The sequence below is a fragment of the Streptomyces sp. NPDC000983 genome, assembly GCF_040299205.1.
GTDB lineage: Bacteria > Actinomycetota > Actinomycetes > Streptomycetales > Streptomycetaceae > Streptomyces.
The window spans coordinates 30,060-50,005 of record NZ_JBEPBM010000044.1; the positions used below are offsets into that span (position 1 = coordinate 30,060).

Genomic DNA, 19,946 nt, shown 5'->3' on the forward strand with positions numbered 1-19,946 from the left:
ACCCCCGCGGCGCCGCAGCCGGGATGGGACCTTTGCTGGCCGTCGCGGAGGTCGTGGGCGGCCTGGTGGGGGGCTGGTCGCCGAGTTCCCCGCGCCCCTGGGGTGGGACGCTCTCGCCGGCGGCCCCAACTGGGCTTGCTTCCAGATGGAGTTGGCCCGCGTCGACGTCGTCCGGGGCGATGTCACCGGCGAGGCCGCGGACCGGGACACCCTCACCGCGCCGACGGCAAAGGTCGTCAAGTCCTACGAGGCCGGCAAGAAGGCCGGCACCGTCCGTCTCACCTACGAACTCGGCCGCTTGGAACGCCCGTTGTACGTGCGGCTGCGCGGCACCGACGGCAACCGGTCCGCCGTCGGCGCGATGGGCGCCGCGGACCCGCCCGCCCCCTCGGCCCGGCTGACGACCCGCGAACACGTCCGCCCGCACTGGCAGTCGGGCACCCTCGTCCTGACCGCCATGCCCGCCGCCGGTGGCACCCTGGTCCCCTTCGAGGTCCCCGAACCGACACCGTGCTGCGCGGACCACTGAGAGCGTCCCCGCGTCCACGAGGCGAACTCCGCGGACCCCTGGGACCGTCAGCCCTCACGCGCCGCCGAGAACACGAAGGCGAACTGCGCGGCCCGCGCCCGCAGCACGTACCGCGGCAGCGGTCCCGGGCCGCACGACTGGGAGCCGATGCCGTGCTGGGCGTGGTCGAGGTTGACCCACACCGTGCCGCCGGGCGTCAGGTCGGTCGAGTGACGGGCCTCGGCGAGCCGCTCGCTCGTCCAGCGCCGCGCGGTGAACCAGAACTCCGGGTCACCCTCGATCCGCAGCCCGCCCAGCTCCACCCGGCGGACGTCGGCGCGCGCCCCGTTCTCCTGCGGGCGGACGTACGGGGTCTGAAGGGCGTCGACGGTGGACCGCCAACCAGCGATCCGTGACGCCGTCCCGCTGTCCGGGTACGCCTCGCCGGGCCCGCCGCCGAACCAGCGCACCGCGTCCGCCCCGGCCAGCCCGAACCGTACGCCGAGCCGGGGCGGCGGCACCGTCCAGTCGCCCTCGGGGGTCACCGACACGGTCAGCCGCAGCCGCTCGCCGTCGGAGGTCCACCGGTACACCGTGCCGAGGCCGACGTCCCGGGCGGCGGGTGCCACCCGCGTCCGTACCGTCAACGAACCGGCGTCCCGCTCCACGCCGTCCAGCCGGTGCCGCATCCGGTGCAGGCCGAGCCGGCGCCAGAGGGTCCCGTAGCAGACCTCCGGCTGCCACTCGGCGCCCTCGTCGTTGTCGGTGGGCGCCCGCCACACGTCCAGCCGCAGTCCGCTCACCGGCACCCCGCCGATGTCGAGCAGCGCCCCGGTGCGGGCGTCGAAGGTGCCCGGCCCCAGGTGCACGAGGCGTTCCCGGACGACGGGCGCCGCACCCGCCACGGCGGTGGGCCGCACCGGCCCGGTGACCGGCACTTGGGCCCAGGCCACCTCGTGCCCCCGGGGCGCCCAGGCGGTGTCCTCGGCGAGCACCGCCCGCAGCGTCCACCACGCCTCCCCGCCCCCGGCGCCGGCGGGCGGGGAAGGCAGCTTCACCTCGGCCGAGCCGCCCGGCGCGAGCCGCGCCGACGCCAGCGCCCCGGAGGCCACCGTCTCGCCGTCCACCTGGTACGACCACTCCAGCGCCAGACCCGACAGGTCCGCGAAGTCGTACCGGTTGACCACACGGACGGTGCCGTCGGTGCCGTCGCCCTCGAACCGGACCGGCTCGACGACCTTCTTGTACTCCACCAGCCCCGGCGACGGCGTCCGGTCGGGGAAGAGCAGTCCGTCGCAGACGAAGTTGCCGTCGTGCAGCTCCTCCCCGAAGTCGCCGCCGTACGCGTAGCCGAGTTCCGGGTGGCGGATGCCGTGGTCGATCCACTCCCAGACGAAGCCGCCCTGGAGCCGGTCGTAGTGCTCGAACAGCGCCTGGTAGTCGGCGAGTCCACCGGGCCCGTTGCCCATGGCGTGCGCGTACTCGCAGAGCAGGAAGGGCAATTCGCGTCGCCCGCGGGGGCCGCCGTCCAGGCCGCGCCCGATCCGCTCGACCTCGTCGTGGAAGGCGTACATCCGCGAATAGACGTCGGTGTCACGGCAGTTGGCGTCGCCCTCGTAGTGCAGCAGCCGGTCCGGGTCGCGGCCGCGGATCCACTCGGCCATCGCCGTCAGACCGCGCCCGGTGCCGGCCTCGTTGCCCAGCGACCAGAACACCACCGAGGGATGGTTCTTGTCCCGCTCGACCAACCGCGCCGCCCGGTCCAGCAGGGCCGGCGTCCAGCGGTCGTCGTCGACGGGGTTGTCGCGCCAGCCCTGCTCGGTGAAGCCGTGGGTCTCCAGATCGCACTCGTCGATCACCCACAGGCCCAACTCGTCGCACAGGTCGAGGAATGCGGGGTGCGGCGGATAGTGGGAGGCGCGGACGGCGTTGATGTTGTGCCGCTTCATCAGCAGCACGTCCTCCCGCATCGTCGCGAGGTCCAGCGCCCGGCCCCGCTCGGGGTGCCACTCGTGCCGGTTGACGCCCCGGAACAGGACGGCCCGGCCGTTGACCTTGATCAGTCCGTCCTCCAGCCGCACCGTGCGGAAGCCGATCCGCAGCGGCACCCGCTCGCCCGCGGTGGCCAGTACCCCGTCGTACAGCCGGGGTGTCTCGGCGGTCCACGGCTCGACCGGCACGGTCACCGGTTCGCCGGCCGCCAGGTCGAGCCCCAGCTCCGGCACGGTCACCCGGCCCCCGGCCTCGGAGTCCACCCGCAGCGTGCCGGCGCCGGTGACATGGTCGTAGGAGGCGTGCACGAAGAAGTCGCCGACGGCGCCCGGCGGGCGGTGCAGCAGGGTGACGTCCCGGAAGATCCCGGGCAGCCACCACTGGTCCTGGTCCTCCAGGTACGAGCCGGCCGACCACTGGTGGACCCGGACGGCGAGCACGTTGCCGACGGGCCGCAGCAGGGGGCCGACCGCGAACTCGTGCGGCAGCCGGGACCCCTTGAACTCGCCCAGCTCGGTGCCGTTCAGCCAGACCCGGGCGCAGGACTCCACGCCGTCGAAGCGGATCGTCGCCCCGCCGTGCTCCGGCCAGTCCCCGGGCAGGTCGAAGCGGCGCAGATGGTCCCCGGTCGGGTTCTCCGTCGGGACGTACGGCGGGTCCACAGGGAAGGGGTAGAGGTGGTTGGTGTAGAGGGGGGAACCGTGCCCCTGGAGGACCCAGTGGCCGGGGACTTCCACCGACGCCCAGCCCGTGGCGTCGTACCCCTCGGCGGCGAAGGAGTCGTCCTCCGCGTCCGCCGTCGGCGACAGCCTGAAGTGCCAAGGTCCGTTCAGCGGGAGGGTCTTGGCGTCGGAGTGCACGTACCGGGCGCGGGGCGCGAGGGCCCCGCGGCCCGGCGAGACGTCCTCGACGTAGGTGGTGGTGCGCGACGACATGGGTCTCCAGGTCTCGGGGGAGGTGAGGAGGAGGGGTCAGCCCTTGATGCCGGTCTGTGCGACGCCCTGCACCAGCCAGCGCTGAAGGAACAGGAAGACGAACACCAGGGGCAGGATCGACACGGCGGTGGCCATGAAGATCAGATGGAAGTTGACGGTCTGGTTGGTCATGTACGAGGAGAGCGCCACCTGCACCGTCCACGCCTCCTGGTCCTGGCCGATGACCAGGGGCCACAGGAAGGCGTTCCAGCCGCTGATGAAGGTGATGGTGGCGATGGCCGCGAAGAAGTTCAGCGAGTTCGGCACCACGATCCGCCAGTACGCGCCCCAGTAGCCGAGCCCGTCCACCCGTGCCGCCTCCTCCAGTTCCCTGGGGAACCCCAGGAAGTACTGCCGGAACAGGAAGCAGGTGAATCCGCTGAACAGGCCCGGGATCACCAGCCCGCGCAGCGAGGACACCCAGCCCAGTGAGGAGACCAGCACGAAGCTGGGCACGAAGGTGACGGCGGTCGGCACCATCAGCGTCACCAGGACCGCGTAGAAGATCCGGTCGGCGTGCCGGTAGGGGATGCGGGCCAGCCCGTACCCGGCCAGCGAGCAGACCAGCAGGGTGCCGACGGTGTGCAGCACGCCGACGACCGCGGAGTTCCACAGGGACTGGCCGAAGGGGACCGTGGGGTCGTCGAAGAGTTCGGTGAAGTTGCCCCACTGGATGTCGGTGGGGAAGAACTTCCAGTTCTCGCCGGTGATCTCGGCATCGGTGGACAGGGCGTTGCGGACGATCAGATAGAAGGGGACGAGGAACAGGAACGCGGCGAATCCGGTGGCGATGTACAGGCCGGTGGTGGCCGTGCGTCGGGTGCTCACCTGGCCTCCTCCCCGCGTCCGAAGCCCATGAGCTTCCCCTGGAGCAGGGTGACCGTGCAGATCAGCAGGGTGAGGATCATGGCGCCCGCGCTGCCGGCGCCGTAGTCCTGGTTCTCGCCGAGGGCCGTGTAGTACAGCTCCACCAGCGGCGGCCGGCCCCAGGTGGTCTTGGCGAGCAGGTTGAAGAACTCGTCGAACGCCTGGTAGGCGGCGACCAGGAGCAGCAGGATCACGGCCGTGGAGGTCGCCCGCAGCTGCGGCAGGGTGATGTGGCGGAAGGTCTGCCAGCCGGGGCGGGCGCCGTCGATGGCGGCGGCCTCGTACAGCACCGGCGGGATGTTCTGCAGGGCCGCCAGGAAGAGGATCATGTAGAAGCCGGCCTGGAGCCAGAGCCGTACGGTGACGATGACCAGCCAGTACCAGGGCGGTTCGGGGTCGGCCAGCCAGGCGATGTTCTCCACGCCGAACCAGCTCAGCACGGTGTTGGCGAGGCCGAAGCGGACACCGCTGAAGACGGACATCTTCCAGATCAGCGAGGCGGCGACGAAGCTGACCGCCGTCGGCAGGAAGAACACCGACCGGAAGAACGCCTGCATGAAGCGGATCCGGTTCACCATCAGCGCGAGCCCCAGCGACAGCGCCCAGGTGACGGGCACCACGATGGCGGCGAAGACGGTGAAGGTGACGAGCGACTCGACGAACTTGTCGTTCGTCAGCATGTACGAGTAGTTCTCGAAGCCGATGAACTCGCTGGGGGTGACGGTGTAGCGCGCCTCGAAGAAGGACAGGTACGCGCTCCAGCCGATCGGGACGTAGACGAAGATCACCAGCCCGGTCAGGAACGGGCCGGTGAACAGCCAGAAGCTCAGGGTGCGGCCCCGGACCCCGCGCCGCCGGGGGACCGCGGGGGTCCCTTCGGCGGCGGGGTTCTCGGTGGCACCGCGCGCGGTGGTCGTCGACATGGCGTCGGTCTCTCTGCGCCGGCCTATCCGAACAGCTTCTTCAGCTCGCGGTTCACGGTCGTGTCCGCCTTGTCGAGGGCGGCCTCGGGGCTGCCGCCCTTGCGCACGGAGTCGGCGACGACACCCTCCAGGGCGACGATCATGGCCTGGGTCCAGGCCGGGTTGTCGAAGTGCCCGAACTCGTTGAAGAGCTTGACCCCTTCGGCGGCCAGCCCCGACTTCAGCTTCTCGGCGGAGTCGGCGAGCGAGGTGCGCGGCGGGATGTGGAAGCCGTAGGAGAGCGCCCAGTCCTCCTGGTACTCCTTGCGGTCGATCCACAGCCACTTGACGTATTCCTTCGCCTCGTCGAGGTGCTTGGACTTGGCGTTGACGAACATCGACCAGCCGCCGTTGGTGACCGCGGGCCTGCCGCCGTCCGCCGAGGAGGGGAAGGGGATGATGCCGACGTCGTCGCCGAGCGCCTTCTCGATCACCGGCATCGCCCACATGCCGCACCACTGGATGGCGGTGAGGCCCTGGGTGAGGGCCGAGGGGTCCCACCAGTCGGCGGGGGCGTCCAGCAGCAGATGGCCGTCCTCGAACATCGTCCGCAGCTTGCCGAGCCCTGCGGCGACCGCGTCCGTGTGGTACGCGATCCCGTTCCGGTCGTCCAGGGTGTCGGCGCCGGTGGACCAGATCAGCGGGTTCATCACCGGGGTGACGGAGTTGCCGAGGAAGACGCCCTTGACCTTGTCGGTGGTGAGCTTCGCCGCCGCCTCGACCAACTCGTCGAGCGTGGCCGGTGGTTCGACGCCCGCGTCGGCCAGCATCGACTTGCGGTAGTAGAAGAACTGCGGGTCGTCGATCATGCGGACGCCCCATATCTTGCCGTCGATGGTGTGCGAGGCGATGTCGGCCTGGTTGAAGTCGTCCTTGACCGGGTTGACGAGGTCGCTGAGGTCGGCGACCTGCCCGCTTCTGACGAGCTGGATCTGCGGGTGGAACTCGAAGACGTCAGGCGCGTTCTCGGTGAGCAGGGCGGAGAACAGCTTGCTCTCGAAGTTGGAGCCGGTGATCCACTGCGTGGTGACGTTCGCCTTGTCGTAGGCCTTCGCGTACCGCTTGATCGCCTGCTCGGTGCCCGCCTCGCCGTAGGCGTGGAAGTACTGCACCAGGTTCGTGCCCGAACCCGACCCGCCCCCGCGGCCGGTGTTGCCGCCGCACGCCGCGAGCCCTCCCGTGGCGGCGAGGCCCAGAGCGGCGCGCAGAACGGTACGGCGGTCCCAGTTGCTGTTGCTCGTTGCCGACATGCTGACGTCCTTGTCTCTTGTGCGGCTGCGGCTCCACGCCACGGCACCGATGACCCAAATGCCGTTGCGGTGCGGGACGTTAACCTTCGGCTAATGCTTCGGCAAGGGGTTGGACGAAGTCGGTTCGAAGCGTTGCCGGTCGTTCGGGATGCCGGACAAGGGGTGGGGTAAAGGGGGGTGGGGCGTGCACGCCCGGGGCTCGGGCGCACGACAGCGCCCGCGCGCACCGGGTCGGTGCGCGCGGGCGTCGGACCGCCGCCGTCACACGGAGGGGGTCGTACGGCTCCTCCGGGGCTGCCGCTGGCCGACCGACTGAAGGGCGCCCTCCAGCGCGAACGTCGCCGCGCCCAGGCACACCGGGTCGGTCGGGATCGGGGAGAGGACGATCTCGGTGGCCGCCGTCGGCCGGGGCAGCGCGTGCCGGGCGACGGCCTCGCGCACCTCCGCGACCAGCGGTTCGCCGAGCGCGGCCGCCACCCAGCTGCTGAGCACCACCACTTCGGGGTTGAACAGGTTGACCAGGTCGGCGATTCCGGCGCCCAGGTACCGGACGGTGTCACGGAGCGCCTCGAGCGCCAACGGGTCGCCGGCCCGCACACCCCGCGCCAGCGCGGCGATCGTCGCCGTCTGGTCCTCCGGGTGCAGCAGCGGGCTCCGCGGGCTCAGCTCGCGGAGCGTGAGCATGATCCCGGAGGCCCCGACGTACGCCTCGACGCAGCCGTGCCGGCCGCACCGGCACAGCCGGCCGTCCAGCACGATCGTGGTGTGCCCCCACTCGCCGGCGCTGTTGCTGACCCCCCGGTGCAGCGCCCCGCCGAGGACGAGCCCGGCGCCCACCCCGGTCCCGAGGTTGACCACCACCGCGTCCCCGCGCCCGCGGGCGGCCCCGAACCACAGCTCGGCGACCGCACAGGCGCGCAGCGGGTTGTCCAGGTACAGCGGGTAGGCGATGTGCTCGGTGAGCAGGTCCAGCAGCGGCACCTCGTGCCAGTCCCAGTTCGGCGCGTACTCGGCGACACCGGTGGCGCGGTCCACCTGCCCCGGCACGCTCACCCCGACGCCGAGCACCCGGGAGCCCTCGACGCCGGCCTGCGCGACCACCGAACCGACGGCGGAGGCGACATGGGCGACCACCTGCTCGGGCAGGCTCTCGCCCGGCCGTACGTCCTCCTCGGCGCGGGCCAGCACGTTCAGCGCGAGATCGAACAGCTCGACATGGACGTACGTCTCCGCGATGTCGACGCCGATCAGCGCGCCCCCGGCGGTGTCGACCGCGACCAGGCCGCGGGGCCGCCCGCCCGCCGAGTCCTCGAACCCGACCTCCGTGATCATCCGCAGGTCGAGCAGCTCACCGACGAGCGTGGCGACCGTCGCCAGGCTCAGCCCCGTGGCGGCCGCCAGCTCCTGCCGCGAGGTGGGTGACGCGGCGATGATCTGGCGCAGCACCTCGTAGCGGTTCGCGGTGCGGATGTCTCGTGAGGTGCGCTTCATCGAAGCCGCCACCCTTCCCTTCTCGCAGGCCGGGGCGGAACGCGGCACCGGCGCGCGAGAAGGCTATGGGCTGCCCGGGACGTTCGACAAGGGGTTAGGAAAGGGGGTGTACAAAGTCGCGGACGAACGCGTTGGCGAACTTTCCGCCCGGGTCCAGCGAGTCCGCGAGCCGCCGGAAGTCCCCGAGCCGCGGGTAGCGCCCGCGCAGCACCTCGGCCGGCACCGTGAACACCTTCCCCCAGTGCGGCCGCGCGTCGAGCCCCTCCAGCGCCTCCTCCACCCGCCGCACCACCGGCAGCACCGCCGCGGTGTCATCGGTCCAGGTGAAGTGCAGTGCCACCGTCTCGCGGCCGTACGCCGGGCTCAGCCACTGCTCGTCCGCGGCCACCGTCCGCACCTCGCAGGTCTGCAGCACCGGCGCCACCGCCGTCCGCGCCGCGTCCAGCGCCCGCAGCGCGTCCATCGCGTACGGCCGGGGCAGCAGGTACTCGGACTGGAGCTCGGCGCCGCTGCTCGGGGTGAACTCCGCCCGGAAGTGCGGCAGCCGCTCGTGCCAGGGCCCGGGCACCCCGAACTGCTCGGTGCAGTTGACGGCGGGCATGCCCGGCACCGGGTGCATCTTCCCGGTGGCCGGCGCCGCCCAGGGGAAGGCGGCGAGCGGCTGGTCGGTGCGCCGCTTCAGCCACACCTGCCGGAACCCCGGCTCCGCCCAGTCGGTGAACAGGCTGACGCTGTACGCGGCCCGCGCCACCGTCTCGAACTCCAGCCGCTCCAGCGGGAGTTCGGTGAACACGTGCTGCTCGACCTCGAAGGCGGGCTCCAGGTCGAGGGTGAGGGCGGTGACCACGCCGAGCGCGCCGAGGGAGGTCACGGCGCCGCCGAAGCGCGGGTCCGCCCGCCCGATCCGTACCGTCGAGCCGTCCGCCGTGACCAGCTCCACCTCGCGCACCGGCGCGGCCAGCGAACCGTTGGCCACCCCGGAGCCATGGGTGCCGGTCGCCACCGACCCGGCCACCGAGATGTGCGGCAGGGAGGCCATGTTCGGCAGCGCCAGCCCGTGCGCGTGCACCACCCGGGCCAGCTCCGCGTACCGCACCCCGCCGCCGACCCGCACCGTGCGGGCCCCGGTGTCGACGTCGACCTCGGCGGGCAGCCCCGACAGCGACAGCAGCACCCCCCGCTCGCCCGGCTCGGCGATCGCGTTGAAGGAGTGCCCGCTGCCCAGCACCCGCACCCGGCCGCTGCCGGCCACCAGTGCCCTGAGCGCGTCGAGCGAGTGCGGGCGGTGCAGCTCCTTGGCGGCGTAGACGATGTTGCCCGCCCAGTTGGTGACCGTGTCCGTCATCCGTGGTTCCTCCCGGAGAGTGCTTCCGGTCAGACCTTCTCATTCCCGCCGGGCGGCACGAGGGGCCCCGGTACATGCGACGGGCAGGCAGGGGCATACCGTGAGGAGTCGAACGCCTGAGCCGGGAGGAGAGTCGGGATGGGCAGCCGTACCGCGCTGGTCGAGGATCTGATGGAGCGGTTTCCGCATGTACCGCGGGAGGCCGTCTTCAAGGAGGACCTGCTCCGCGGCGGTGTCGCCTTCGACGCGTCCGCGCTGAGCGACAACGAGTCCGGCGAGGTCAAGCCGAAGTCGTACTTCATCTTCTCCTTCGACCACGGCACCCTGCCGGAACTGGGCGAGGCCGCGCTGCGCCGACCCCCGGAGGAGATCATCCTCACCGGCGGGCCCTACGACCTGCGGCGCACCGTGGTCTCCGTGCGGGTCAACCCGTCGTCGCCGTACCGCGTCGCCGCCGACGAGGACGGCATGCTCGGGCTGTACCTCGACGGCAAGCGGATCTCCGACGTCGGCGTGCCGCCCATGCCGGAGTACTACCGGCACAAGCTCTCCAACGGGAAGTCCGTGATGGAGGTCGCCCCGACCATCCAGTGGGGCTATCTGATCTACCTCACCGTCTTCCGGGTCTGCCAGTACTTCGGCGCCAAGGAGGAGTGCCAGTACTGCGACATCAACCACAACTGGCGCCAGCACAAGGCCGCCGGCCGGCCCTACACCGGCGTCAAGGACGTCGAGGAGGTGCTGGAGGCGCTGGAGATCATCGACCGCTACGACACCGCCCGGGCCTCCACCGCCTACACCCTCACCGGCGGCGCCATCACCAAGACGGTCGCCGGGCGCGACGAGGCCGACTTCTACGGCATGTACGCCAAGGCCATCGAGGAGCGCTTCCCCGGCCGCTGGATCGGCAAGGTCGTCGCCCAGGCGCTGCCCCGCGACGACGTGCAGCGCTTCAAGGACTACGGCGTGCAGATCTACCACCCCAACTACGAGGTGTGGGACGAGTACCTGTTCAAGCTGTTCTGCCCGGGCAAGGAGCGCTACGTCGGCCGCGACGTGTGGCACAAGCGGATCCTGGACTCGGCGGAGGTGTTCGGCGCCCGCAACGTCATCCCCAACTTCGTCGCCGGCGTGGAGATGGCGGAGCCCTTCGGCTTCAAGACCGTCGACGAGGCGATCGCCTCCACCACCGAGGGGCTGCGCTTCTTCATGTCGCAGGGCATCACGCCCCGCTTCACCACCTGGTGCCCCGAGCCCACCACCCCGCTCGGCAAGGCCAACCCGCAGGGCGCGCCGCTGGAGTACCACATCCGGCTGCTGGAGGCCTACCGCGCCACCATGGACGAGTTCGGTCTCTCCTCGCCCCCTGGATACGGCCCGCCCGGACCCGGCCGCGCGGTGTTCTCGGTCAGCTCCTTCATGGACAGCCTGCCCGAGAACCGGCCGGCCGGCGCGTGATCACGGACCAGCGTGTGACCGCGATGTGACCAGAGGTGAGCACGAGGCGCCCGGGATCCGTACCATGCGGAGGAGTTGAGGGAGGCGGGACGGGCGCCCGTGGCAGTCGAATGGCGCGCTTGTCAGTTGTGTCAGAAACGTGAAAAGGTCCTGTCCTGCCGCGAGGTTCCCCCCAACTCCATTGCCAATATGGCGAGTTGACTTCGCTTGTGGATGCAGGAGACTCATGCCTGACCTGCCGACCCCCCAGGACGCCACCGAGGCCGCGCTGTTCTCCGAGTGCTGGGACGCGGTGCTCTCCTACGCGGACCTGTGCACGGCCGGTTCCACCGCCGCCACCGAGCTGGCCACGGAGGCGTTCTCGACCGGTATGCGCGAGGTCCGCGCCCTCGAGTCGCCGGCCGGCCGCCCCACCGGCCGCCGCACTCCGGGACTGCCCCGAATACCCCTGCTGCTGACCGCCGTACGCACCACCGCCGCCGACTGGGAGGTCTCCGGGCGCGGCAACCGCCTCGACCCCGATCTGCGGCTGTGGCTCAACTCGGCCAACGCCGCCCGCTACGCCGGACCTCCGCAGGGCCGCCCGCTCGCCCCGCGCGCACTGCGCGACATGCAGCAGTCCGACGCCGAACTGCTGTGGCTCGCCGAGGTGGAGGCGCTGCCCCTGCCGGTCGCCGCCCGCCGCCTCGGCCTCGACCCGGCCACCGCCTCCGAGGAACTCGCCCAGGTACGCGCCCTGTTCAGGGACCGCTGCCACCGCAACCACCTCGACGCGCCGAAGGCCCCCGAGTGCCGCGGCTACGTCCGGCTCCTCGACGCCGTGACCCGCTCACCCGTCGCCGACACCCCCGACGACCTCTCCCGGCACCTCGCCACCTGCGTCGAATGCGCCGAGGCCGCCGCCTGTCTGCGACTGCACGGACTCGGACTGCCCGCCGCGCTCGCCGGCGGCGTCATCGGCTGGGGCGGCCTCGCCTACCTGGAGCGCCGCCGCCGCGCAGCCGAGGTCCGGCTCGGCGCCGGCCGCCCCGAGCTGCCGCCCGCCGGACCCGACCCCGCCGCCCAGCGCGCCAGGGCGGTGCGCGGCGGGCTCCTCGTCGCGGCCGTCCTGACGTCGCTGCTGGCGCTCGGGGTGTCGATGATGCCCTTCGGCGGCTCCGGCGGCGGCGACGCGGCGGCCGGCGAACCCCAGGACCGCACCCCGGTGGCCGCCAACCCCGGCGCCTCCTTCGAACCCTCCGCCGACGGCACCGCCGGGAGCGACTCCCCCCGGCCCACCGAGGACACCCCCGAGGCCACGCCGACGCGCGAGCACCCCGACCCCGAGCCCCAGGGCACCTCCACCACCACCGCGGGCGGCGGCGCCCAGTCCGCCGACGACGCCGACGAGACCTGCCGGGTCCGCTACGACCTGGTCAACCAGTGGCCCGACGGCTTCCAGGCCACCGTCACCGTCACCACCGAACAGGCCCTGGAAACCTGGCAGTTGGCCTGGTCCTTCCGCGACGGCCAGCGGGTCGGCCAGATGTGGGACGCGAGCCTCGCGCAGGACGGCTCCCGGGTCACCGCGACCGCCGCCGCCTACAACCGGACGGTCGCCGCCGGCTCCGCCCTGACCTTCGGCTTCATCTCCTCCTGGCAGGGCCGCAACTCCCCGGCGCACGACTTCGAGCTGAACGGACGGGAGTGCGCCGTCTCCTGACCCGGAAAACCCGTTGACGCGCCGCCGCACCGCCGGGCTACAGTGGCGGCGCGTCACAACGACGTGTGTGACCGACGAGTGAAGTACGGGAGGTGTGACCGATGGCTGTCCTTGCGCAGGGCGCTGCCCGCATCCAGCAATCCATCACGTCCACTCCCGTGGCCACCGGCTGAACCCACTCCACTTCCGCGTCCGACGACGCGTGCCGGGGCCGCCCTTGTGAAGGGTCACCCTTGACTTCCAGCTCTGCCTCCTCCGCGCTCGCCCCCTACGGCTGGGACGACGCCTGGGCGGACCAGTTCGCCCCCCACGACGCCGAAGGACTGATCGCCGGACGCGTCGTCCGTGTCGACCGCGGCCAGTGCGACGTCGTCACCGCCACCGGGGTGCTGCGCGCCGACACCGCCTTCGTCACCCCCCACGACCCGATGCGGGTCGTGTGCACCGGCGACTGGGTCGCCGTCGAACCCGGCGGCAACCCCCGCTACGTACGGACGTATCTGCCGCGCCGTACCGCCTTCGTGCGCTCCACCTCCTCCCAGCGGTCCGAGGGGCAGATCCTCGCGGCCAACGTCGACCACGCCGTCGTCGCCGTCTCCCTCGCCGTCGAACTCGACCTCGGCCGGATCGAGCGGTTCCTCGCACTGGCCTGGGAATCGGGCGCACAGCCTGTGGTCGTGCTGACCAAGGCCGACCTCGTCCCGGACCCGGTGACCCTCGCGCACCTCGTGCAGGACGTGGAGACCACGGCGCCCGGAGTGCCGGTGCTCGCGGTCAGCGCCCGGCTCGACGAGGGGCTCGACACGCTCACCGCGATCGTCGGCGGCGGCACGTCCGTGCTGCTCGGCCAGTCCGGCGCCGGCAAGTCCACCCTCGCCAACGCGCTCCTCGGCGCCGACGTCATGGACGTGCAGGACACCCGGGACGCCGACGGCAAGGGACGGCACACCACCACCACCCGCAACCTGCTCGCGCTGCCCGGCGGGGGAGTCCTGATCGACACTCCCGGACTGCGCGGCGTGGGCCTGTGGGACGCCGAGGCCGGCGTCGGACAGGTCTTCGCGGAGATCGAGGAACTCGCGGGGCGCTGCCGCTTCCACGACTGCGCCCACGAGTCCGAGCCGGGCTGCGCGGTCCTCGGCGCGATCGACTCCGGGGAACTGCCCGAACGGCGGCTGGAGAGCTACCGCAAGCTGATGCGGGAGAACCAGCGCATCGTCGCCAAGACCGACGCCCGCCTGCGCGCCGAGATCCGCCGCGACTGGAAGCGCAAGGGAGCCGAGGGTCGAGCAGCAGGCGAAGCCAAACGCAACGGCTGGCGATAACACCACCAACAGTGGCCCCCCACCCGCGCCCCCGGGAAACCCACCCAGGGGCGCGGGGAACGGCGCGAGAACCCCCCACCGACCGCAACGGTGACCACCTCCGACGGTGGCCCCCAACCCCGCCCGGGGAAAACCCACCCAGGGGCGCGGGGAACTGCGCGAGAAACCCCCACCGACCGCAACGGTGACCACCGCCGCCAACGGCCGACGGTGGCCCCCAACCCCGCCCGGGGAAACCCACCCAGGGGCGCGGGGAACTGCGCGAGAACCCCCCACCGGCCGACAGGTGACCACCGCCATGTCCGAATCCCGCCAGCGCCAGCCCCCGCACTGGCGGAGACTGGGACGCGTGATGGACGAGGACACCAGGTACGAGGCGGTGCGCAGCCGGGACGCCCGGTTCGACGGCGCGTTCTTCTTCGCCGTCGACACCACCGGCATCTACTGCCGGCCCAGCTGCCCCGCCGTCACCCCCAAACGCGCCAACGTCCGCTTCTTCGCGACCGCCGCCGCCGCGCAGGGCTCGGGATTCCGGGCCTGCCGACGGTGCCGTCCCGACGCCGCACCCGGCTCGGCCGACTGGAACATCCGCGCCGACGTCGTCGGCCGCGCGATGCGGCTCATAGGCGACGGCGTCGTCGACCGCGAAGGGGTGACCGGACTCGCCGGCCGGCTCGGCTACAGCGCCCGCCAGGTGCAGCGCCAGCTGACCGGCGAGCTCGGCGCCGGCCCCGTCGCCCTGGCCCGCGCCCAGCGCGCCCACACCGCACGCGTCCTGCTCCAGACCACCGACCTGCCGATCACCGAGATCGCCTTCGCGGCCGGCTTCGCCAGCGTCCGGCAGTTCAACGACACCGTGCGCACGGTGTACGCCAGCACCCCCAGCCGGCTGCGCGCCGCCACCGCCCGCTCGGTCCGCCGCGCCGCCACCCCGGCCGCGGGCGTCCCCCTGCGGCTCGCCCACCGCGGCCCCTACCGCGCCGACGCCGTCTTCGACCTCCTCCAGGCCGAGGCCGTCCCCGGGGTCGAGGACGTCGAGGGAGTTCCCGGCCGACGCGTCTACCGCCGGACCCTGCGCCTCCCGCACGGCACCGGTATCGCCGCCGTGCACGAGCGCCCCGGCACCACAGGCACAGGCACCGGCACCGGCACCGCGACCCGCCCCGGCGGCTGGCTCGACGCCCGGCTGAGCCTCACCGACCCCCGCGACCTCACCACCGCCGTACAGCGCCTGCGCCGCCTGTTCGACCTGGACGCCGACCCCTACGCCGTCGACGAGCGGCTCGGCGCCGACGCCCGCCTCGCCCCCCTGGTCGCCGCCCGCCCCGGCCTGAGATCACCGGGCGCCGCCGACCCCGAGGAACTGGCGGTCCGGACGGTGGCCGGCCCGGCGGAGTCGGAACGGCTGGTACGCCGGTACGGCAAGGCGCTCGACGCCCCCTGCGGCTCGCTCACCCACCTCTTCCCCGAACCGGCCGTCCTCGCCGAGGCCGAACCGCACGGCACCCTCGGCGCGCTCACCGCCGCCCTCGCCGACGGCGCCCTGCGCCTGGACCCCGGCGCAGACCGGGACGAGGCACGCCGGGCACTGCTCGCCCTGCCCGGACTGGACGCCCGTACCGCCGCCGTCGTGCGCACCCGCGCCCTCGGCGACCCCGACGTCGCCCCGCCCGGCGCCGACGTCCCCGACAGCTGGCGCCCCTGGCGCTCGTACGCCGTACTGCACCTGCGCACCGCAGGGGAGTGGGAGTGACCGACATGACCGTTCAGTGGACCCGCCTCGACAGCCCCGTCGGCGCGCTGCTGCTCACCGCCGACCCCGGCAGCGGCGCCCTGACCTCGCTGTCCGTGCCCGGGCAGAAGGGCGGGCGGAGCGTCGCGGAGGGCTGGCTGCACGCGCCCGGGGCGTTCCGGGACGCCGAGGAGCAGCTCGCCGCGTACTTCGCGGGGGAGCTGAAGGAGTTCCGGCTGCCGCTGCGCGCCGAGGGCACCGAGTTCCGCCGGAAGGTGTGGGACGCCCTCGACGACGTGCCCTACGGCGCGACCACCACCTACGGCGAGATCGCCGCGCGGATCGGCGCGCCCCGGGCCGCCGTCCGGGCGGTCGGCGGCGCCATCGGAGCCAACCCGCTGCTGATCGTCCGCCCCTGCCACCGGGTGATCGGCGCCGACGGCTCCCTCACCGGGTACGCCGGCGGCCTGGAGCGCAAGACCGCCCTGCTCACCCTCGAAGGCACGCTGCTGTGACACCCCGCCCGGTCAGCCCCACAGGACCACGCCCACCCACGCCCCCGCGATCAGCAGACAGGTGAACAGCTCCGCCAGCACGCTGGAGCCGCCCGAGCGCATCGCCGTGCGCAGGGCCGCCATCGCCTCGGCGTGCCGGCCGAGCCGATGGCGCTCCTCCAGGTAGATACCGGCCATGAACCCGGGGATCGCGCCCACCACGGGGATCAGCAGGAAGCCCAGGAACGCGCCCGACCCGGCGTACACCGCCATCTGCCGGGACGCGCCGCTCTCCCGCAGCTGTCGGGGCGGCAGGGCCCAGCGCACCACCTGGGACAGGAACAGCGCGACCGTCGCCCCGGCCAGCAGCCACCACGCCACCGGCTGCGGGTCCTTCAGCGCCCACCACATGACCGCGGCCCAGACCAGCCACGACCCGGGCACGCCGGGCACCAGCACTCCGCACAGGCCGAGCAGGATGACCATGCCGACCAGCAGGAGATCCCACACTCCCATCTGACCAGAGTGCAGGAGCCCGGATGACCCCGCAGGTCAGCGCCGCCCCCGCCGGCCCGCGCCGCCGGGACTCCGGAACCCCCCCGCGGCGCCCCGTGTCCCAGGAATCCCACACCCGTTCGACGCCTCACCCGATTTTCCGGATGCCCCGTTTTCATCCGCCCCGAGCGGTGGACAATTAGGGGCATGAGCCAGCAGGGGGGAAGGCCCACCGGTCGGGACGACGACTGGTGGATGCAGCTGTACGACCACACCGCCGAGGACACCGGCCCCGCCGCCGCGCCGGACTCGCTGGACGACCGGTTCGCCTCGGCGTCCCACACGGTGGGCAGGCCCCGCGCCCCGTGGGAACCGCAGCCCGCGGAGCCGGCCGAGCCCAGCGAGCCCACCGGTTCCGCGGTGGGCACGAGCCCCGTACCGCCCACGGCCGAGGCGCTCCTCGCCGAGCGGCCCGTCACCGTCGCCCACGTCGGCTCCGGCCCGCCGACCTACGACGCCGAGCCCACCACCCTGCCGCCCGCCGACCCCGACGCGCTGGACGACCTGGTCGCCGACACCGTGCTCGACGGCGCGCACTACGGCGCCTGCACCCTGCGCGCCGCCTCCGTGCGCGGCGACTCCGCCCGCTACCGCGGCGAGCCCCGCCGCGACGCCCTGCTCACCGCCCGCTTCGGCACCGGCGACCTGGCCCTCGTCCTCGTCGCCATGGCCACCGGCGCCCGCGCCACCCCCGGCGCCCACCGCGCCGCCGCCGAGGTCTGCCACTGGATCGGCCGGGCCGTCGGCCGCAGCCAGGCCCGGCTCGCCGAGGACATCCGCGCCGGCCGCCGCGGCGACCTCAAGTCCGGCCTGCACCGCCTCACCGACCGCAGCCTCGGCAAGCTCCGCGCCGGCGCGGCCGAACAGGGTGTCGACCCGGAGGAGTACGCGGCCACCCTGCGCTGTCTGCTCCTGCCGGCCGACCCCGCCTGCCGCACCCGGGTCTTCTTCGGCGTCGGGGCCGGCGGTCTGTTCCGGCTGCGGGACGGCCAGTGGCAGGACATCGAGCCCCGGGTCACCGACGCCGTCGGCGAGGCCGTCGTGGGATTCGGCTCGCCGCCCTCCGAGACCCCCGAGGGCGACCGGCTCACCATGGACCTGGGCATCCCCACACCCCCGAGCCCGTACGAGCCCGCCCCGGAACCGGCCCGCGAACCGTTCCGCTTCCGCGCCTCCGTAGCCCGTCCGGGGGACACGCTCCTGATGTGCACCGGGGGCCTCGCCGAGCCGCTGCGCGGCGAGGCGGACCTCGCCCGGCACCTCACCGACCGCTGGTCCGGGCCCACCCCGCCGGGACTCGCCGCGTTCCTCGCCGACACCCAGGTACGGGTCAAGGGCTACGCCGACGACCGCACCGCCGCCGCCGTCTGGGAGAGCTGACCGAGCGAACCGCGCGCCCCTGTGCCTCCAATGGAACCCGGAGGCATCGAAGGAGACCGAAGGGGCACCCCGGAGCCATGGCCAAGCAGAACGTCGCGGAACAGTTCGTCGACATCCTCGTCCGTGCCGGAGTCGAACGCCTCTACGGCGTCGTCGGCGACAGCCTCAACCCCGTGGTGGACGCGGTGCGCCGCACCCCCGGCATCGAATGGGTGCACGTCCGCCACGAGGAGACCGCCGCGTTCGCGGCGGGTGCCGAGGCCCAGATCACCGGCCGGCTCACCGCCTGCGCCGGCTCCTGCGGTCCCGGCAACCTGCACCTGATCAACGGTCTCTACGACGCCCACCGCTCGATGGCGCCGGTCCTCGCCCTCGCCTCGCAGATCCCCTCCAGCGAGATCGGCCTCGGCTACTTCCAGGAGACCCACCCGGACCGGCTGTTCACCGAGTGCAGCCACTACAGCGAGCTGATCTCCAGCCCCGAGCAGATGCCGAGGCTGCTGCAGACCGCCATCCAGCACGCGATCGGCCGCTCCGGAGTCAGCGTCGTCTCCCTGCCCGGCGACATCGCCGACCGGCCGGCCCCCGCCAAGGCCGTCGAGACCGCGCTGGTGACCTCCCGGCCCACCGTCCGCCCCGGCGACACCGAGATCGACGCGCTGGTCCGGATGATCGACGCCGCCGACCGGGTCACCCTGTTCTGCGGCAGCGGCACCGCGGGCGCCCACACGGAGGTCATGCAACTCGCCGAGAAGGTCAAGTCCCCGGTGGGCCACGCCCTGCGCGGCAAGGAGTGGATCCAGTACGACAACCCCTACGACGTCGGGATGAGCGGCCTGCTCGGCTACGGCGCCGCCTACGAGGCCACCCACGAGTGCGATCTGCTGATCCTGCTCGGCACCGACTTCCCCTACAACGCCTTCCTGCCCGACGACGTGAAGATCGCCCAGGTCGACGTGCGCCCCGAACACCTCGGCCGGCGCTCCAAACTGGACCTCGCGGTCTGGGGCGACGTCCGCGAGACCCTGCGCTGCCTGATCCCGCGCGTGCGGGCCAAGAACGACCGCCGCTTCCTCGACAAGATGCTCAAGAAGCACGCGGACGCCCTGGAGGGCGTCGTCAAGGCGTACACCCGCAAGGTCGAGAAGCACACTCCGATCCACCCCGAGTACGTCGCCTCCGTCCTCGACGAACTCGCCGACGACGACGCGGTGTTCACGGTCGACACCGGGATGTGCAACGTGTGGGCCGCCCGTTACCTCACCCCCAACGGGCGTCGCCGGGTGATCGGTTCCTTCTCCCACGGCTCGATGGCGAACGCGCTGCCCATGGCGATCGGCGCCCAGTTCACCGACCGCCGGCGCCAGGTCGTGTCGATGTCCGGCGACGGCGGCTTCACCATGCTGATGGGCGACTTCCTCACCCTGGTCCAGTACGACCTGCCGGTGAAGGTCGTCCTGTTCAACAACTCCTCCCTGTCCATGGTCGAGTTGGAGATGCTGGTCGCGGGACTGCCGTCGTACGGCACCACCAACAAGAACCCCGACTTCGCCGCGGTCGCCCGCGCCTGCGGGGCCTACGGGGTACGGGTGGAGAAGCCCAAGCAGCTCGCCGGTGCCCTCAAGGACGCCTTCCGGCACAAGGGCCCGGCCCTCGTCGACGTCGTCACCGACCCCAACGCCCTGTCGATCCCGCCGAGGATCAGCGCCGACATGGTCACCGGCTTCGCCCTGTCCGCCTCGAAGATCGTCCTCGACGGCGGGGTCGGCCGCATGCTCCAGATGGCCCGCTCCAACCTCCGCAACGTGCCCCGCCCCTAGTAGGGCTTGGTCAGCTTCACTTCTGAGTGGCGTGTCTGTTGGGCTGTTGGTGTCGTTGTGATGGTGTGACACCTGGGGAGATGGCCGAGGT

Annotated in this window: 14 protein-coding genes and 1 pseudogene; 8 read left to right on the top strand and 7 right to left on the bottom strand. The window is 72.6% G+C overall.

Annotated elements, in window-relative coordinates; translation table 11 throughout:
- Positions 1-109: 109 nt before the first annotated feature.
- A pseudogene (locus tag ABT296_RS32945) lies at positions 110-391 on the top strand (histidinol-phosphatase); the annotation flags it as partial.
- A gap of 185 nt (positions 392-576) precedes the next feature.
- Here ABT296_RS32945 and ABT296_RS32950 read toward each other — a convergent pair.
- From ABT296_RS32950 to ABT296_RS32975, 6 genes are all read right to left on the bottom strand, one after another.
- Positions 577-3,435, bottom strand: a complete 2,859-nt coding sequence (locus ABT296_RS32950; RefSeq protein ID WP_351932826.1) for a glycoside hydrolase family 2 TIM barrel-domain containing protein — start codon at positions 3,433-3,435, stop codon at positions 577-579.
- A gap of 36 nt (positions 3,436-3,471) precedes the next feature.
- Positions 3,472-4,302 (bottom strand): carbohydrate ABC transporter permease, encoded by an 831-nt coding sequence (locus tag ABT296_RS32955; RefSeq protein WP_351932828.1) that lies wholly within the window; start codon positions 4,300-4,302, stop codon positions 3,472-3,474.
- Positions 4,299-5,264, bottom strand: coding sequence for a carbohydrate ABC transporter permease (locus ABT296_RS32960; RefSeq protein WP_351932829.1), 966 nt, complete (start codon positions 5,262-5,264; stop codon positions 4,299-4,301). The genes ABT296_RS32955 and ABT296_RS32960 overlap by 4 nt, the downstream gene beginning before the upstream one ends.
- A 23-nt stretch (positions 5,265-5,287) precedes the next feature.
- Positions 5,288-6,553, bottom strand: a complete 1,266-nt coding sequence (locus ABT296_RS32965) for an ABC transporter substrate-binding protein (RefSeq protein ID WP_351932830.1) — start codon at positions 6,551-6,553, stop codon at positions 5,288-5,290.
- Positions 6,554-6,814: 261 nt separating this feature from the next.
- Entirely contained in the window at positions 6,815-8,044 is a 1,230-nt protein-coding gene (locus ABT296_RS32970; RefSeq protein ID WP_351932831.1) for an ROK family transcriptional regulator, read from the bottom strand.
- 94 nt (positions 8,045-8,138) lie between these two features.
- Complete coding sequence (locus tag ABT296_RS32975; protein ID WP_351932833.1) at positions 8,139-9,389, bottom strand: FAD-binding protein; 1,251 nt, start codon at positions 9,387-9,389, stop codon at positions 8,139-8,141.
- A 138-nt stretch (positions 9,390-9,527) separates the two neighbouring features.
- Between ABT296_RS32975 and ABT296_RS32980 the strand changes: the two genes are divergently transcribed.
- From ABT296_RS32980 to ABT296_RS33000, 5 genes are all read left to right on the top strand, one after another.
- Positions 9,528-10,847 carry a radical SAM protein gene (locus ABT296_RS32980; RefSeq protein WP_351932835.1) on the top strand — a complete coding sequence of 440 codons (1,320 nt, stop codon included), beginning with the start codon at positions 9,528-9,530 and terminating at the stop codon, positions 10,845-10,847.
- Positions 10,848-11,073: 226 nt separating this feature from the next.
- A complete protein-coding gene (locus ABT296_RS32985) occupies positions 11,074-12,549 on the top strand; it encodes a cellulose binding domain-containing protein (protein WP_351932837.1) in 1,476 nt (491 codons plus the stop codon).
- Positions 12,550-12,782: 233 nt separating this feature from the next.
- Positions 12,783-13,874 carry a ribosome small subunit-dependent GTPase A gene (gene rsgA, locus ABT296_RS32990; RefSeq protein WP_351932839.1) on the top strand — a complete coding sequence of 364 codons (1,092 nt, stop codon included), beginning with the start codon at positions 12,783-12,785 and terminating at the stop codon, positions 13,872-13,874.
- Between the two features lie 352 nt (positions 13,875-14,226).
- Positions 14,227-15,627, top strand: a complete 1,401-nt coding sequence (locus ABT296_RS32995; RefSeq protein WP_351932850.1) for a DNA-3-methyladenine glycosylase 2 family protein — start codon at positions 14,227-14,229, stop codon at positions 15,625-15,627.
- Between the two features lie 5 nt (positions 15,628-15,632).
- Positions 15,633-16,121 (top strand): methylated-DNA--[protein]-cysteine S-methyltransferase, encoded by a 489-nt coding sequence (locus ABT296_RS33000; RefSeq protein WP_351932841.1) that lies wholly within the window; start codon positions 15,633-15,635, stop codon positions 16,119-16,121.
- A gap of 12 nt (positions 16,122-16,133) precedes the next feature.
- On the opposite strand, the gene ABT296_RS33005 is transcribed toward ABT296_RS33000, so the two are convergent.
- Positions 16,134-16,616, bottom strand: coding sequence for a DUF456 domain-containing protein (locus tag ABT296_RS33005; protein ID WP_351932843.1), 483 nt, complete (start codon positions 16,614-16,616; stop codon positions 16,134-16,136).
- A gap of 186 nt (positions 16,617-16,802) precedes the next feature.
- On the opposite strand from ABT296_RS33005, the gene ABT296_RS33010 reads away from it, so the two are divergent.
- Both ABT296_RS33010 and ABT296_RS33015 read left to right on the top strand, forming a co-directional pair.
- Positions 16,803-18,035: a protein phosphatase 2C domain-containing protein gene (locus ABT296_RS33010; protein ID WP_351932845.1), complete on the top strand. Its 1,233-nt coding sequence runs from the start codon at positions 16,803-16,805 to the stop codon at positions 18,033-18,035.
- Positions 18,036-18,112: 77 nt separating this feature from the next.
- On the top strand, positions 18,113-19,855 hold the full coding sequence (locus ABT296_RS33015; RefSeq protein ID WP_351932848.1) for a pyruvate dehydrogenase: 1,743 nt from the start codon (positions 18,113-18,115) through the stop codon (positions 19,853-19,855).
- The last annotated feature ends 91 nt before the right edge of the window (positions 19,856-19,946 follow it).